At 39.2% G+C, this 15,374-nt stretch carries 20 protein-coding genes; 18 read left to right on the top strand and 2 right to left on the bottom strand.

The window, feature by feature from the left end:
* The first annotated feature begins 16 nt into the window (after positions 1 to 16).
* The 5 genes from H6793_00540 to H6793_00520 all read left to right on the top strand — a co-directional run bounded on the left by H6793_00540 (position 17) and on the right by H6793_00520 (position 4,074).
* Positions 17 to 1,219: a S41 family peptidase gene (locus tag H6793_00540; protein ID USN95645.1), complete on the top strand. Its 1,203-nt coding sequence runs from the start codon at positions 17 to 19 to the stop codon at positions 1,217 to 1,219.
* A gap of 79 nt (positions 1,220 to 1,298) precedes the next feature.
* Complete coding sequence (locus tag H6793_00535; GenBank protein USN95644.1) at positions 1,299 to 2,909, top strand: CTP synthase; 1,611 nt, start codon at positions 1,299 to 1,301, stop codon at positions 2,907 to 2,909.
* 42 nt (positions 2,910 to 2,951) lie between these two features.
* Positions 2,952 to 3,347: a response regulator gene (locus H6793_00530; GenBank protein ID USN95643.1), complete on the top strand. Its 396-nt coding sequence runs from the start codon at positions 2,952 to 2,954 to the stop codon at positions 3,345 to 3,347.
* Between the two features lie 86 nt (positions 3,348 to 3,433).
* On the top strand, positions 3,434 to 3,802 hold the full coding sequence (locus tag H6793_00525) for a hypothetical protein (protein ID USN95642.1): 369 nt from the start codon (positions 3,434 to 3,436) through the stop codon (positions 3,800 to 3,802).
* On the top strand, positions 3,784 to 4,074 hold the full coding sequence (locus H6793_00520) for a Fic family protein (GenBank protein ID USN95641.1): 291 nt from the start codon (positions 3,784 to 3,786) through the stop codon (positions 4,072 to 4,074). Before H6793_00525 ends, H6793_00520 begins: the two co-directional genes overlap by 19 nt.
* A gap of 16 nt (positions 4,075 to 4,090) precedes the next feature.
* On the opposite strand, the gene H6793_00515 is transcribed toward H6793_00520, so the two are convergent.
* Both H6793_00515 and H6793_00510 read right to left on the bottom strand, forming a co-directional pair.
* Positions 4,091 to 4,363: a 50S ribosomal protein L27 gene (locus tag H6793_00515; GenBank protein ID USN95640.1), complete on the bottom strand. Its 273-nt coding sequence runs from the start codon at positions 4,361 to 4,363 to the stop codon at positions 4,091 to 4,093.
* 1 nt (position 4,364) lies between these two features.
* Positions 4,365 to 5,540 carry a methyltransferase domain-containing protein gene (locus H6793_00510; protein USN95639.1) on the bottom strand — a complete coding sequence of 392 codons (1,176 nt, stop codon included), beginning with the start codon at positions 5,538 to 5,540 and terminating at the stop codon, positions 4,365 to 4,367.
* Positions 5,541 to 5,577: 37 nt separating this feature from the next.
* Between H6793_00510 and H6793_00505 the strand changes: the two genes are divergently transcribed.
* The 13 genes from H6793_00505 to H6793_00445 all read left to right on the top strand — a co-directional run bounded on the left by H6793_00505 (position 5,578) and on the right by H6793_00445 (position 15,357).
* Complete coding sequence (locus tag H6793_00505) at positions 5,578 to 6,618, top strand: flippase-like domain-containing protein (GenBank protein ID USN95638.1); 1,041 nt, start codon at positions 5,578 to 5,580, stop codon at positions 6,616 to 6,618.
* Positions 6,615 to 7,727 carry an exodeoxyribonuclease VII large subunit gene (gene xseA / locus H6793_00500; GenBank protein USN95637.1) on the top strand — a complete coding sequence of 371 codons (1,113 nt, stop codon included), beginning with the start codon at positions 6,615 to 6,617 and terminating at the stop codon, positions 7,725 to 7,727. Before H6793_00505 ends, xseA begins: the two co-directional genes overlap by 4 nt.
* A gap of 14 nt (positions 7,728 to 7,741) precedes the next feature.
* Entirely contained in the window at positions 7,742 to 7,930 is a 189-nt protein-coding gene (gene xseB / locus H6793_00495; protein USN95636.1) for an exodeoxyribonuclease VII small subunit, read from the top strand.
* A gap of 8 nt (positions 7,931 to 7,938) precedes the next feature.
* Positions 7,939 to 8,463 (top strand): hypothetical protein, encoded by a 525-nt coding sequence (locus H6793_00490; GenBank protein ID USN95635.1) that lies wholly within the window; start codon positions 7,939 to 7,941, stop codon positions 8,461 to 8,463.
* 15 nt (positions 8,464 to 8,478) lie between these two features.
* On the top strand, positions 8,479 to 9,156 hold the full coding sequence (locus tag H6793_00485; GenBank protein USN95634.1) for a hypothetical protein: 678 nt from the start codon (positions 8,479 to 8,481) through the stop codon (positions 9,154 to 9,156).
* A 43-nt stretch (positions 9,157 to 9,199) separates the two neighbouring features.
* On the top strand, positions 9,200 to 9,919 hold the full coding sequence (locus H6793_00480) for a hypothetical protein (protein USN95633.1): 720 nt from the start codon (positions 9,200 to 9,202) through the stop codon (positions 9,917 to 9,919).
* Positions 9,913 to 10,308: a response regulator gene (locus H6793_00475; GenBank protein USN95632.1), complete on the top strand. Its 396-nt coding sequence runs from the start codon at positions 9,913 to 9,915 to the stop codon at positions 10,306 to 10,308. The genes H6793_00480 and H6793_00475 overlap by 7 nt, the downstream gene beginning before the upstream one ends.
* Positions 10,305 to 10,991, top strand: coding sequence for a DNA repair protein RecO (gene recO, locus H6793_00470; GenBank protein USN95631.1), 687 nt, complete (start codon positions 10,305 to 10,307; stop codon positions 10,989 to 10,991). Before H6793_00475 ends, recO begins: the two co-directional genes overlap by 4 nt.
* A gap of 66 nt (positions 10,992 to 11,057) precedes the next feature.
* Positions 11,058 to 11,495, top strand: a complete 438-nt coding sequence (locus H6793_00465; protein USN95630.1) for a hypothetical protein — start codon at positions 11,058 to 11,060, stop codon at positions 11,493 to 11,495.
* A gap of 34 nt (positions 11,496 to 11,529) precedes the next feature.
* Complete coding sequence (locus H6793_00460) at positions 11,530 to 12,939, top strand: glycine--tRNA ligase (protein USN95629.1); 1,410 nt, start codon at positions 11,530 to 11,532, stop codon at positions 12,937 to 12,939.
* A gap of 23 nt (positions 12,940 to 12,962) precedes the next feature.
* On the top strand, positions 12,963 to 13,529 hold the full coding sequence (locus tag H6793_00455) for a hypothetical protein (protein USN95628.1): 567 nt from the start codon (positions 12,963 to 12,965) through the stop codon (positions 13,527 to 13,529).
* A complete protein-coding gene (locus H6793_00450; protein ID USN95627.1) occupies positions 13,526 to 14,179 on the top strand; it encodes a hypothetical protein in 654 nt (217 codons plus the stop codon). Before H6793_00455 ends, H6793_00450 begins: the two co-directional genes overlap by 4 nt.
* A 50-nt stretch (positions 14,180 to 14,229) precedes the next feature.
* A complete protein-coding gene (locus H6793_00445; GenBank protein USN95626.1) occupies positions 14,230 to 15,357 on the top strand; it encodes a hypothetical protein in 1,128 nt (375 codons plus the stop codon).
* Positions 15,358 to 15,374 lie beyond the last annotated feature (17 nt).

The raw sequence follows: 15,374 nt of genomic DNA, 5'->3' as shown, positions 1-15,374 counted from the left end.
GTAGAGGGAGAAATGCGTGCAGAATCAGAATATTGAAAAGGTGCATAAGAATAAAAAATGGCTGAAAGCTAGTCTAATATTTCTTGCCATATTTGTAATCTTTGGCTTTGGCTATGGTCTCGGAGCTGGAAATATTACGCTTGGATCAAGCCCATCAACACAAAATAGGCAACTTTCAACTAATCTAAGCTATGCATCCGTAGAAAAGGTCTACGACATACTTAGAAAAAATTTTGACGGAAAACTAGACAGTACAAAATTAACAGACGGCATGAAAAAAGGTATGGTAAACGCTACTGGCGATCCACATACTGAATATATGACTGCGGAAGAAACCAAAGAATTTAATCAAGACCTTAATGGATCATTTAGTGGCATAGGTGCAGAACTGGGTAAAGATAAAGACACCGTAATTGTTGTTTCGCCAATAGCAGGATTTCCTGCTGAAAAGGCAGGGCTAAAAGCAAAAGATGCCATTATTGAGGTTGATGGTCAAAGCACATATGGCCAAAGCTTAAGTGAGGTAGTTAAGAGGATTCGTGGACCAGAAGGTACTGACGTTAAGCTACGCATCGTGCGCAATCAACAGGAGGATCTTACATTAACTATCAAGCGGGCTAACATTACAATCCCTAGTGTTGAGAGTAAAATGCTAGAAAATAATATTGGATATATAAAGATTACACGATTCTCAGAGGATACTGTTCAGCTAGCCAAAGAATCTGCACAGTCATTAAAGCAACAAGGAGCAAAAGGAATTATTTTGGATCTTAGAGGTAATCCTGGCGGATTGTTAGACGCAGCAGTTGGTGTGTCTAGTATTTGGTTGCCAGATGGCAAGACAGTCCTTCAGGAGAAAAGAGACGGTGCTGTTATTAAAACTTATGACGCGGAGGGTAGTCCAATACTCGAGGGTGTTCCAACAGTTGTCTTAATTGACGGTGGAAGTGCTAGCGCTAGTGAGATTGTGTCTGGTGCACTAAGAGACAATAAGGTGGCGAAACTAGTCGGTGTTAAGAGCTATGGAAAAGGAAGTGTCCAGTCAGTTGAGAACTTACCAGATGGCTCCTCATTGAAAGTTACTATTGCACATTGGTTTACTCCTAGTGGACAGAGTATAGATAAACAAGGTCTCGAACCAGATGTAAAAGTCGAGGCCTCTAAAGACACTAAAGAAGATGTACAGTTACAAAAAGCCCAAGAGCAACTTAAACAATAATGTTATTTGCAGGTCATTTGAGCCTGTGATACTATCATAGAAGTAAAAAGGCAGTAATAGCTTGAAGGGGAGGAAGATTGTGGCTTTAGGGAAGCGACAAACAAAGTATATTTTTGTAACTGGTGGTGTGCTTTCTGGACTAGGCAAGGGTATTACTGCTGCATCTATCGGTAATATTCTAAAATCTCGTAATCTTAAAGTTAATATTCAGAAATTAGATCCCTATTTAAATGTCGATGCAGGCACGTTAAATCCTGCCGAGCATGGTGAATGTTTTGTGACAGTTGATGGTGCTGAAACAGACCTAGATCTTGGTCATTACGAGAGATTTTTAGATATTGAAACAACCCAAAAGAGTTCAGTAATGAGTGGTCGTATTTTACGACAATTGATTGAGGATGAACGGGCCGGCAAGTTTCTTGGTAAAACAGTTCAAGTCGTACCTCATTTAACAAACGCTATTCAGGATTATATTGATGAAGCTGGAAAAAACGTTGATGTACATATTGTAGAAATTGGCGGTACGGTTGGGGATTACGAAAGTCCTGCCTTTTTTGAAGCAATAAGGGAATTTGCAAGCAAAGTTGGGCGAGAAAATTGTTTGTATGTGCAGGTAGTTTATTTGCCGTACCTAGAAGCAAGTAAAGAGATAAAAACAAAGCCAGCACAAAATGCTACAAGAGAATTACGAAGTATTGGAATAATGCCAGATTTACTGGTAGCACGTTGTGAGAATTTTGCAAATGGTGCTGTCAGGCGTAAGTTAAGCGCTTTTTGTGGTGTTGCAGAAGAGGGTATCGCAGTTTTGCCAAACGCAAAAACTGTCTACGAAGTTCCTCTAACCCTAGAGGAGCAAGGTATTGGTAACTATATTGTGAGTAAGCTGAGTCTTAAGACGAAGAAACCTCAATTATCATCGTGGAATCAAGTCGTTAATCGTGCAAAAACAAAGTTTGATAGCAAGGTCACAGTTGGTGTAGTTGCAAAATACATGGATAATCAGGACACATACATGTCAGTATTCGAGGCCTTAAAGTCCGCATCATGGTGGCAAGGAGTCAATTTGGATATTTTATGGATAGATGCTGAAAAACTTGAAACAAAAGGAACAAACTTATCAGTTAAATTTAAGCGAGTAGACGGAATAGTGGTTCCGGGTGGTTTTGGATCTAGAGGGGTGGAAGGCAAGATAAAAGCTGCGCAGTGGGCTTTGAAACATAACTTACCGTATTTGGGTATTTGCCTAGGTCTTCAGGTTAGTGTGATTGCTTCGGCTCGAAATGCAGGTTTGCATGATGCCAATTCGGTAGAGATTGATCCAGACACAAAACACCCAGTCATTAATACGATGATTGATCAGAAAGGAAAAGAAGGCACAGGTGGGAGTATGCGTCTCGGTAATTATCCATGCGTATTAGTTAAGGGCAGCAAAGCGGAGCGAGTCTATAAAAAAAGTAAAATTATTGAGAGGCATCGTCATCGTTATGAATGTAACAATGATTACAGAGATCAATACGAATCTTGGGGTATTCGCGCTGTCGGAACATCACCCGATAATCACTTAGTTGAAGTCATAGAAGCTATTAATCATAAATTCTTTTTAGCAAGCCAGTTTCATCCGGAATTTACCTCAAGACCAAACAGGCCACAATCATTGTTCGAGGGGTTTATTAATAGTTGTAAAAAATGAGAATAATTGTCATATAAACGTAAATGGAGTAGCATAAGCATTATGGATATATCAAACAATAAACAAAAGAAAATATTATTAGTAGAAGATGACGATAATCTGGCGAATGTATACCTTGCGAGACTAGAAGTGGAGGGCTTTATAGTAAGGCGTGTACCAAATGGAGAAGATGCATTAGCTTCTGCTATTGAGTTCAAGCCAGATTTAGTTTTATTGGATGTGATGATGCCAAAAGTGAGTGGATTTGATGTACTAGATATACTAAGAAATACACCCGAAACCGCCAACTTGAAGATAATAATGCTTACTGCCTTGAGCCAAGATAACGATAAAGCTAGGGCAAATCAGCTGGGTGCAGATGATTACCTCGTTAAATCGCAAGTAGTCATTGCAGATGTGGTAGATAGAATTAAAAGCCAGCTTGGTGTAAACGATTAATTTTTGCAACTATTAGCACAAAGCCTGTTCTAATTGACAAAAGATTTGGTATTGTAGTAATGTATTGGTACTAAAACAAAATAAAGATGTCAGAAATAGACCAAATTCCACAAAATCAGGAAGCTGAAGAAAAGAGCAAAACACTTTCGTTTAACGATTTTCAAGAAATGCTGAATAATTATGAGTTGTCGGGTGACTCTCCAGAAGTACGGTTAAATGCATTGAGTTCATCATCTAAAGAAAACATAGCATTATTTATATCTGATTTAAATAGAGGGTTGACGGGTACTGAATCTACAATGATACATGATCAAACTATGAAGATTGGCGAAAAAGAAACAGTTAATCCTGAAGATCGTTATCAAATTTTTTCAAATGTTATAGAAAAGATTCATAATTCACAGCAGGGGATTAATCCAGCACGGTTGGTGATGCATTGGCGCTTGCAACCGTAATATTACATCCATTTTGTGATGGTAATGGCAGAACCGCTAGAGCTATTGGTTTATTATATCGGTCTGAATTTGATAATGAGGGTCAAGAAGATTTTGATCAACTAGTAGAATCGCGCGATAGAATACGGGAAAGTGGTGGATTTATGATAAATGGCTATGTCCCATATTCAAAGGGTGAAAACCTAAATCAAACTGACACCATCAATACATACATTGACAGTACCAATGAGTTATACACTGGCCCATATGGTCAGGCTTTACTTCATGATTAAGAGAAGTGAGGGACTACTATTTTACTGAGACTTCGGTACGTCGAGCGGTTTTACCAGTGAAGAGCCTTACTTTACGCGTAGTATAAGTAACGATACCGTCTTTTGACGCATGAATTGTGAAGTTTCGGCTCATGTAGGTTCCTTCGCCAGCACGTTTTGTGGCTCCTACTTGACGGACAATAACTTGACCATTCTTAACTTTTTGGCCACCAAATAACTTGACACCAAGTCTTTGTCCTGGACTGTCATGAACGTTTTTACTGCTACCACCTGCTTTAACTTTTGACATATTAATTCCTTATTAGTATTACCAGTTCACGACCTACTATTTGATTATCGCGATGATAAATCAAATCTTTATCTAATGCGTGAACAAAACTCTTTCGAGTATACCCCATATCTGTTAAGTGGTCAAGCATAGGTAAGTGTTTTATTCCATATTTTGTAAACCAGGCTGGAATCGCGATACACATCTTAAATCCCGGTTTTGTTTGTCTAGCTACATTTTGCAGGAATTTTTTGTGAATAACGTTAACACTATTAATAATTGTTTTAAGCTGATCTGGGTTGGGTTCAGATGAGAAGGGTCGCCCAAGATAGGTTTCTGATGCAATGCAATCAAAATCTTGCCAGATAAGATTACAGGCATCACCAGCTTCTAAAAGATATGTTTGCCGACTAAGGTCGTAAGAAGCTTGCTCATAAAGCCAATCTAGGTTTATCTTGGAATACTCAACCATTCTTTCCTCAATATCAGTTCCGTAAACATCGTGACCCATAAGCAAGGCTTCTTGAAGGATTACGCCTGTACCACAAAACGGGTCTAGTATACTTTGTGAATAATCTTGCGAGGCAAGATTAATGATTGTTTGTGCAAGTTTTGGTGGTAGCATACCCACTCTAGCATCTCGTTTCGGCCGTTTTTGATCACGAGATGCGTAAGAGTTTATATTCTGGACATTCTTAGTTTTGGCAATAACTACCTGGTTTGCGTCACCTGTAATAATTAGCTCTATGCCGGGTTCCGCGGTAAGTTTATTAAAGATGACTTGAGCGGTATTGAGTGCCGGTTGACTATTGGGAATGACTCTAACTGTCCTATTAAGATTTTGGATTAATTTTTTAAGTTTGAGTGCCTCTGAACTTATTGTTCTTGGTGAGATGTTCAGGTCGTAAACGCTGATACCTAGTTTTATTTTGCCTTCTGGTAAGTTATTAATTAAATCTGGTAGCAATATCGACAGGTGATGACTGATATTTTTCCAATCTGTTTTGGGTATGGTTGTTAGTATTTCACAAAGCTTGATGCATCCACCCAGATTATCAAGTTTTATTTTTGAGTAGGGGAGGTCGATTATGGCAGAGGATTCTCCAAGAGGAGAAATATTCTCTGAGCCATAGATGCTTTCTAACTCGGCTAGTGATATTGACGGCTGTCGGCCTAAGATTAACAAACTACTCGACATACTGGCTATTAGTATACCTGGTATAATGTGAATATCTATGTCAGAAGAAAAAAAGCAACAACGTTGGAAGATAATTATCAATACAATAACGCTCTTGGCGCTAGTGTTATTAATTTATCTGGTACGTAAAGATGTTATCGAAACAGTTGCAAAAATTGATGATATTAGCTGGTGGATATTACTATTGATGATACCAGTTCAAGCACTAAACTTTCAGACTTACGCCCTGATGTATGATGATTTACTGCGATTTTTAGGGCATAAAATTAGTATCAGCAAATTATACCGAATAACTCTTGAGCTAAACTTTGTTAATCATGTCTTTCCAAGTGGTGGTGTTTCTGGGTTTTCATACTTTAGCTTACGATTACGAACATTAGGGGTGAGAACAGGCACGTCAACTCTAATACAGCTAATGAGATTTGTGTTAGTTTTTGTATCGTTTCAGGTAGTTTTGGCAATTGGGGTTCTGGCTTTGGCGTTCTCGGGGGCGGTTAATAATTTCGTATTGTTAATTGCCGGGTCAATTGCAACGTTGTTAATTACTGGAACCATGCTTCTTGCATATATCATCGGTAGCAAACAAAGAATAAATATGTTTTTTACGGGTATCACAAAATTAGTTAATAAAGTTGTTAGTTTTGTTAGACCAAAGAATCCCGAGACCATTAATATACATAGAGCTCAAAAAGCGTTTGGCGAACTTCATGAGAACTATCTGCTTATAAAGAAAGATTTTAGCGTTCTTAAGAAACCCCTATTTCATGCATTGTTTTCAAATATTACAGAAATCGTCACGTTGTATTTGGTGTTCGTAGCCTTTGGTTTCTGGGTTAATCCTGGAGCGGTTATTTTAGCCTATGCTGTTGCCAACTTCGCGGGTCTTGTATCCATTCTCCCGGGAGGGGTTGGTATTTATGAAGCCCTAATGACGGCAGTGCTAGCTTCTGCGGGTGTGCCAGCTGGAATTAGTTTTCCGGTTGTAATAATGTATCGTGTATCAACTATGGCTATGCAATTACCTCCAGGGTACATTCTTTATCATAAAGCAGTTCAAGACAACGACATCAAGTTATGAATAACCAACTAGTCTATTCGGTGACTGATTTTGTGGCAATTTGTAACCAAGTTCTAGATACTTCATTTGGATTCATTCAAGTTATCGGGGAAATAGCCAATTATAAGATCAGTAGAAATAAGTGGGTATATTTTGATTTAAAGGACCAGTACTCATCATTACGATTTTTTGGTAGTGCATTTAACTTACCTGGTGAATTAGATGATGGAATGATGGTTGTAGCGAGCGGGATACCTCAATTGCATCCAAAATTTGGTTTTAGCGTTAACTTTCATAACATTAAACTTTCCGGAGAGGGAAGTATCCAAAAATCCAAGAGCTTACTGGAGCAGAAGCTTGCCAAGGAAGGTTTGTTTGATGAAGTTCGTAAGAGAAATTTACCCATAATGCCAAGTAAGGTTGCAATCATAAGTTCCTCAGAATCAGCTGGATTTACTGATTTCACAAAGATCGTAAATGAGCGATGGTCAGGCCTTGATATCATTCTTTGTGATGTTTCGGTTCAGGGTGATAACTCACCAAGTCAAATTATCAGAGCAATTGACTACGTAAACCAACACTATCAGGATGTTGAGGTGCTAGTAATTACTAGAGGAGGAGGGAGTAACGATGACCTACAGTCGTTTAACCATGAAGGAGTGGTCCGAGCCATTATAGCGAGTCGTATACCAACACTGGTTGCAATTGGTCATGAGGTTGATATTTCTCTTGCTGAGAGAGTAGCAGATAAACGTGCCAGTACGCCTAGCAATGCGGCGCAGGTATTGGTCCCGGATAAAAAACATGTTTTACAAAACATCACAACACAACAAGAATACTTGCGAGATTATCTGCAAAGGATGTTAGAGTCATCCAAAACACATATAGTTGACAGAGAGTTAGTAATTCAAGAAGCCGTAACGAATCGTATTTATAAATCGAAGGATTATCTTGATACAGCAATGAATACTATTCAGATTCTTGATCCAATACAAACGCTAGACAGAGGGTTCGTCATTGTTCGTCAAAATGGCAAGATAATAAGTAAGTCTTCGCAACTAGCTACAAGATTACCTATAAGTTTGCAGTTTAGTGATGGTATCATTAATTTCGCACCGAAAGAGGAGTAGTTTATACTTTAACTATGAGCAATAATTACCAACAAATGTCTGATAAATTAGATAGCTTAATGATGGAGCTTAAGAGTGGGGATTTGGATATCGATGAAGCAATAAGCAAGTATCAAGAAGCTCAAAAATTAATTAGCAAAATGAAGAAATATCTTGAGGAAGCAGAGAATAAAATAACTAAGATTAAAGCTGAAATAGAATAGTAAATTCTATGGAACTTGCTTGGAATATAATTTTAGTATCGTTAGCTGTCATTTTTGTTGCATTCACATTTGTTATTGCTGTTGGAGCGCCATTTTTGCCCACCTTAAAAGACAGAGTACCAGATATTCAAAAACTCTGTAGGCTGAAGCCGGGCCAATCCGTCTTAGAATTGGGCAGTGGTGACGGACGTATTTTATTGTCATTTGCTAGGCAGGGTATTAGATCTGTCGGGTATGAGATAAATCCATTTCTTGTTATTTACTCAAAAATTATTACTTTCAAGTACAGAAAGTTAGTAAAAATTCATTGGGGAAATTACTGGACAAAACAATGGCCTCCAACTGATGCAATTTTCGTGTTTTTATTACAACCATACATGCAAAAACTGGACAAACATATTATTCAAAAATACCCCAAAGGTGTTAAATTAGTTAGTTTTGCATTTACTATTCCGGACAGAAAACCTACAAGGCAAATTAATGGTATGTATCTTTATGAATATGATAAACAATTGAAAAAAAATCATAGGTAGGTTAACATTAACGGTATGAACAAGGATAGTCGAATAACTGAGAACGATCAAGGATCGATAAATGCCTTGTTGATACCACTGATTCTGGTAACAATTTTATTTCTTGCAGTGAGTGGATTTGCTATTTGGGCTTATTCAAGTCGCCAAGAGTATAAGAACAATACAGACGGTATTGTGGCTAAACAGGTTGAGATTGCCAAAAAAGAAACCGCCACTCAAAAAGATAATGAATTTACCGAAAAAGAGAAACAACCTCTTGAAACATATCAGGGCCCAGACTCGTTCGGTGGGGTAATTATTAAGTACCCCAAAACGTGGAGTGCTTATGTCGAGGATAGCGGTAAGGGTGGTACACCTGTCGACGGGTATTTTAATCCAACAACTGTTCCAGGATTGCAGAGTGGCTCTGCGTATGCATTGAGAGTGCAGGTGGTAGATAGACAATTTTCTGAAGAGGCCCGGACTTATGATGCACAAGTGAAATCTGGGAAAGCACGATCAACTTCTTATACAAATCGCAACATACCAGGCGTTGTTGGTATGAGGATTGACGGAGAAATATCACCCAAACAACAAGGAATTGTTATTCTAATGCCACTAAGAGATAAAACAGTTAAATTATTCACCGAGTCTGATCAATACTACGGCGACTTTAATAACAACGTTTTGCCAAACTTTTCATTTACCCCATAAGTAAACTCCTGCTATTATTTAAATAGTAAAGGGGTAGATACTAATGAGGTCTTTTGGTGATGTTATAGGAGTAAATAACACTGACGTTTTTTATAATATTGCCGAGGATCTAAGGGTGCCATTTTATAGAATTCTAAACGAGCTGAGCCTAGAAGAGTCCAAAGGAAACTTAAAAAATCAAACGAATGCGCGTACTATTGCCGATGCAGCACTAAAGTTGCTTGACGGATATATTTTGACAACCAAACTAAAACACAATCAACAACAGTTTAATATTGAGCCTGTTTCAGCGCATGCAGTTTTATATGAATCTAGCCAACAGCTTGGCAAGCTAGCGCGTTTGCACAATTTTGATATATTATTAAACTTACAGAAGAGTGTTGGACAAATTATCGCGAACCATCAAGCTCTAGGGCTAGCAATAACTAGCCTAGCTTATAGTTTTCTTTACGATTATGATCCAGCAAATAGACACAAAAATACCCTGTTGTTTAACTTGCATTCTAGCAACAAAGATACTGTTGAGATTGGTGTGTATAGTAGCGATAGCAACATATCATCCGGTAGCTTGCGTAGATTACGTCAGTTAAAGGGTCGTGCAAGGCAACCATTGTCAGAGCTTTCGTTCGGTAGTAATAGTGGGTTGATCATTGCCGATGAGCTATTTTGTGATATGAATTCAAAATTAGTTGCTAGCAGATATAATAAACTAAAGGGCGTTAAGGCAATGCTTATGCCAAGCAAACAACTTTCATTATGCTAAGTAAAAAACCTAGCATTACTAATGTGTTGGTTGTTGAGCCGGATGAGCTTTTGGCCAAAACATACAGAAGGATACTTAATGATAGTGGCTACTACGTACGTTCTTCGACTAATGCACAAGACGCGATTATTGATATCGACTCTACAAAGCCAGATGTAATAATTGTTGAAATTCAACTTCGTTTACATAATGGTATTGAGTTACTAAATGAGATTCGTTCATATCCAGATTTAAGTGAAATCCCTATTATTGTTTTGACATATGTTCCAGAGGTGAGTTTCTCCAGCTTATTGAACGACAAACAGCTTAAGTTTGTTAAGTATTTACACAAATCTCAAGCAACCCACCAAGATATACTTTTCGCGGTTCAGGAAGCGCTTGCTCAATGAAACACATAAACACAACCGGAGTAGTACTTGGTAGGATAAATTACCGTGAAGCGGATAGGATCATTAAAGTTATTACTCCGGATTTTGGAAAGGTTAGTTTAATGGCTCGTGGCGTACGAAAAATAAAAAGTAAACTAGCGGGAGGAATCGAATTATTTAGTATTAGTACATTGAGCTTTATTCAAGGCAGTGGTGAAATATCAACCCTAACATCAACTCGTTTGCAAACTCATTTTAGTAACATCATACAAGACTATTCTCGTACTTCTGTTGGTTATGAGGTTCTGGGCTTATTAGATAAAACAACTGAAGATAGTTGCGGTACTGAGTATTATCATCTCTTGGTTAATGCTCTGTCATATTTAGACAATCTAAAACTAGACAGCCAGATTACTAGGTGCTGGTTTCTAGGTAATCTATTAAAGGTTTTAGGGCACTATCCAAATGTTGTGACAGACGTCGATAATATTGCTCTTAAAGAAAGTCAACAGTATGACTTTGACTATCAAAATATGGCTTTTGTTACCGCAAGTACCGGAAGGTTTAATAAGAACCACATTAAGATTCTACGTATGTTAATTGATCAAAATCCGACAATATTACAGCATGTTTCTGGGGTTTTAGATATTATGAACGATATTCAGCAAATCCTATCAAGATGCATAAAGCAAACAACTAGCTAAGATTAAATTTGATACACTCCTCGCTAGGCTCTATACATTTATACAGTAATATGTTATTGTATGGTGATGAAAATTTCAAAAAAGGCAGGAATTGCATTGGCTATATCACTCCCACCAATTTTTATTTTTAATAAAGATGTTGGCGCAGAGAAACTAGAACAATCTAACGACAATACCACTACTACGGTAGTCGAAACTTATATTCATGAATCTCCACTAGAGAGTCCCGGATATTATGCGAAAAAGGAGAGTAACATAGATTCTTCTGATAAAGAAGGAGAAATATTAAACATTGCGGTGATGGGCTTAGGTGCTGTTTTATTGGTTGGCTCGGGGGTTTTAATCGTCAAAGATATCATAAAGTCGGAGACAGAAGAGAACTACTTTAATGATAGAGTACCAGATGACCAGGAGATTATTTATCCAGACTCAGTAAGTGTCTCAAATCGGTCAATACCAATTGGTCCAGAAGATGACCCAAATTTTTGGCCACCAAAATCGTAAACTTATAACGATATAATCTGTTATAATTGGCAATATGAACAATAAAGTAAAGATGGATGATATTGTAAGCTTGTGTAAAAGGCGTGGGTTTATTTATCAGGGCTCCGAAGTTTACGGTGGTTTGAGTGGCACGTGGGATTACGGTCCGCTTGGTGTATCACTAAAACGAAAAATCATGAACCTTTGGTGGAAGATGTTCGTCGAGGAGCGAGATGATATGTATGGCGTGGATGCAGCTATTCTCATGAATCAAAAGGTCTGGAAGGCGAGTGGTCATGTCGACACGTTCACTGACCCGTTGGTGGAATGTAGTAACTGCCATGGTCGTTTCCGCGAGGATAAGATTGACACCAGCAAGTGTCCAACTTGCGGCACCAAAAATCCGTTCGGTCCAGCACGTCAATTCAATATGATGTTCAAGACGCACATAGGACCTGTTGACGAAACGATTAAAAAGCAAGGTATACATATAACATCTAATGTAGATACAACCACAGGTTCTGTGAGTACAGTACAAGATGAAGAAAGTAAAACCATTGCCTATTCGTTGAATAATGATACTTCACTTGTTTATCTGCGACCAGAGACCGCACAAGGAATATTCACGAACTACAAAAATATTGTAGATAGTTTCAGCCCAGATCTACCATTCGGCATTGCACAGCAGGGTAAGGCATTTCGTAACGAAATTAGTCCACGAGATTTCGTATTCCGTAGTCGTGAGTTCGAGCAGATGGAAATTGAGTATTTCGTTCATCCAGATAACTGGCAATCAGTATTTGAACAGTGGGTTAAAGATATTCACACGTTTTTGGAAGTACTTGGCCTCCCTAGCGATAGTGTGTATGAACTTGAAGTACCCGAAGATGACTTGGCTCATTACAGCAAACGTACTATAGACTTTGAATTTGATTACCCTCATGGGCGTGATGAGTTGCTTGGGCTTGCGTATCGGACGGACTTTGACCTAGGTAATGTCCAGCGAGAGTCTGGCAAGAACATGATATATCGCCCAAAAGATGGTGGTGAGCCGTTTGTGCCACATGTGATTGAACCATCTTTTGGCGTAGAACGAGCGTTTATGGCCGTGCTTGTCAGTGCTTATGCAGAGGATGAACAAAGTGGTGAAAAGCGTGTATTCCTAAAGCTTCCTGCGCATCTCGCACCAGTGAAGGTGGCGGTTTCGCCACTACTCAAGAACAAGCCAGAGTTGGTGCAAAAGGCTCAAGAAGTTTACAAAACTCTAAAGAACGAGTTTGGTAATGTTATGTGGGACGATAACGGCAACATCGGTAAGCGTTACCGTCGCCAGGACGAGATCGGCACGCCGTATTGTGTGGTGATAGATTTCCAAACCTTAGAGGACGACACCGTGACTGTCCGCGACCGCGACACCACTAAACAAGAACGAATTAAAATTATAGAATTAGGAACTAAACTGTGATAGAAGTTGATGCTCTTACCAGAATGGCCGATAGCCTACGAGTATATGACGTAGACCAAGATGGCTGGGAAGGTGATCCAGAAGGATCCAACCCTAAATCAGTAGAGAGTAATTTGACCCATGTTGGTAAACACCTGGCAGGTGTTTTGGCCTTCAAGGAATTTGCTAATTCAGATGTGGTCCAAAAAGAGATCGTACCTGATTTTATGCAATACGGACTTCGCATAGCCAGATGGGGTGGCGTTGTGCTTAATGATCTGGTTGAATTGCCAAACTTATATATTAAACAGGCCCGCCAGATAAATTATCGTATTAGCGAAGAATTTATGAAACGCCCTGTCCTAAGCTTGATGTTGGCTAATGGAATATTATTGGGTAAGCAAATGCATGATGAAGATCACGAAAGTGTACGTCAAGAAGCTCAATCGTTGCGCTCTGGACGCCTGAAGGATGTTGCTAAAATTTTAGTTATGGAAGCGCATTTTCAATCAGTGGATGGTCTTTTTAGTTTAGAAGAATCATTTGAAGATAGATTAGCCGTTTTGCGACAGAGATTTGGAATTCCAAAGCCCGATGAAAAAGAAGTATGAGTATAGATAATAATCCAAAAATCCGCATCAAAGACGCTTGGTTATTGCGCCAAAATGCCTCGCAGCATCTTCATGAGCTATGGGCAAAAGAAGGCGATGTCCTTGCAGACGATGAGCACATGAAAAAAGTGGTCAAAGCTTATCGTAAATCTTGGGAAAATTATGAAGCCAGAGTCATAAAAGGTATGTGCGATCTGTATGATCTGGAATTTTATCAGAACTTGATTGATGTGTATATTGCGCCTTGGTTTGGGGCGTTTAGTGACCCATTGGTTATTGGCGTCAAGCATGATCCGGATGAGTTCGTGGACACATTAACTCATGAGTTGCTACACAGATTACTTACGACCAATAACAAATACCTGATGGGTGACGGAACCACGCTTGGTGACGAATGGAGGCGACTGTTTGGAAAAGAGCATGACTTCAATACCTTGGTTCATATTCCTGTTCATGCTGGCTTGAAAGCGGTTTATCTAGATATTCTAAAAGAGCCAAAAAGACTAGAGCGCGACAAACAGTACTGTAAAGAACATGAGGAGTCATGGGGCAAGCCATATGTTCAGGCCTGGGACTATGTAGAGCAAAACGATTATAAAAAGATAAATGCTGATCTTCGCCGAAGCTACAATAAGCTATCAACAAAATAGTCAAAAACAGCCGTTCGTAAAGTGCTTCTAAACATAGTATAATATAGTTTATGTCAGAGGTATTTGATGTTCGCCAGGAATTGTCTGGTTTTGAAGCAGTGCCCGGGAATGTCCCAGAGATTAGTGAAGAAACTCGTCAAACATTGGCCAGGGTTATATTGGATGAGACGGTAGAGATTGTCACGAATAATCGTAGAGCACAAGTACGATATGACGGCATGAATGACGGAGAGTTTGCCGAGTTATTCCGTCCGTTGGTGGATGTTTTAGCATTGGATCCTGCGGTCGATAGGCCACCGCTTCGCGTTAGTATAGATAGGGCCTCGAAGCTTGGAATGGTGCCGAGCCAGAAGGCTATTTATGACAGGACGACATTGTCCAAAATTCAGTCCCACTTAGGCTTTAGGCCAAAATTTCGTTTTCAGGATTGGATGAAGGCGGATTATGTAACGGCAGGCAAGCGTCTTGCGCAGATTGTTGGAGGCCGGCCTACGCGTTTTGATATACAGTCAGCCGGAAAGGGTGAAATTAGACAGCTCGGCGATTTTCCAACAGTTGATGAGGTTAAGGGTAGGTTTGGTCGTTTGGCAGTATTTCATGAGCTTATCGGCTATCCTAGTTGTCGAGGGTGGGTAGATGATGACTATATGGATTGGTCTGTAGCATTTTATCGACAGAACCCCAACACTACGATTACTGCAAGGAATCTTGACAATCTATCAGCGTCAGGCCTGGGCCCATCGCGACAAGCTATTTACTCAAACTATGGGTCGTTATCAAAGTTTCAGGATTTGTCACGTCAACATTATGATTCTGTTACTGAGAGTGAAAGCTTCGACCGTGAGCAAAGAGTCGTGGAAGCGATAGAGCTATCTCAGCATGAACCAACATTATCTGAAGCTATCCTAGAATTTGATCAACACAGAGAACAAGATAGAATTTTGCAGATTTCAGCACAATTTCGCTTGGCTCGACATTTTATGACCGATGCAACACCTTCGGTGCTACGAGATATGTCGTTAATAAAAAATCCAAACGTATTTACGCGGAGTTGTATGAATAAAGCGCCTGGTAGCTTGAAGGCTGCAGATATTGAAACTATCGCATTGGCATTTGGTGTATTTGATGATCTATGGTCTATGCATAGGTTTGATAGCGTAGATCTAAAGTTGTGTTAAAATCTATTTAAGTAAAT

Source organism: Candidatus Nomurabacteria bacterium, assembly GCA_023898625.1.
Classification (GTDB): Bacteria; Patescibacteriota; Saccharimonadia; order Saccharimonadales; family JAGQNJ01; genus HK-STAS-PATE-36.
This window is presented reverse-complemented; position numbering and strand designations above follow the sequence as displayed.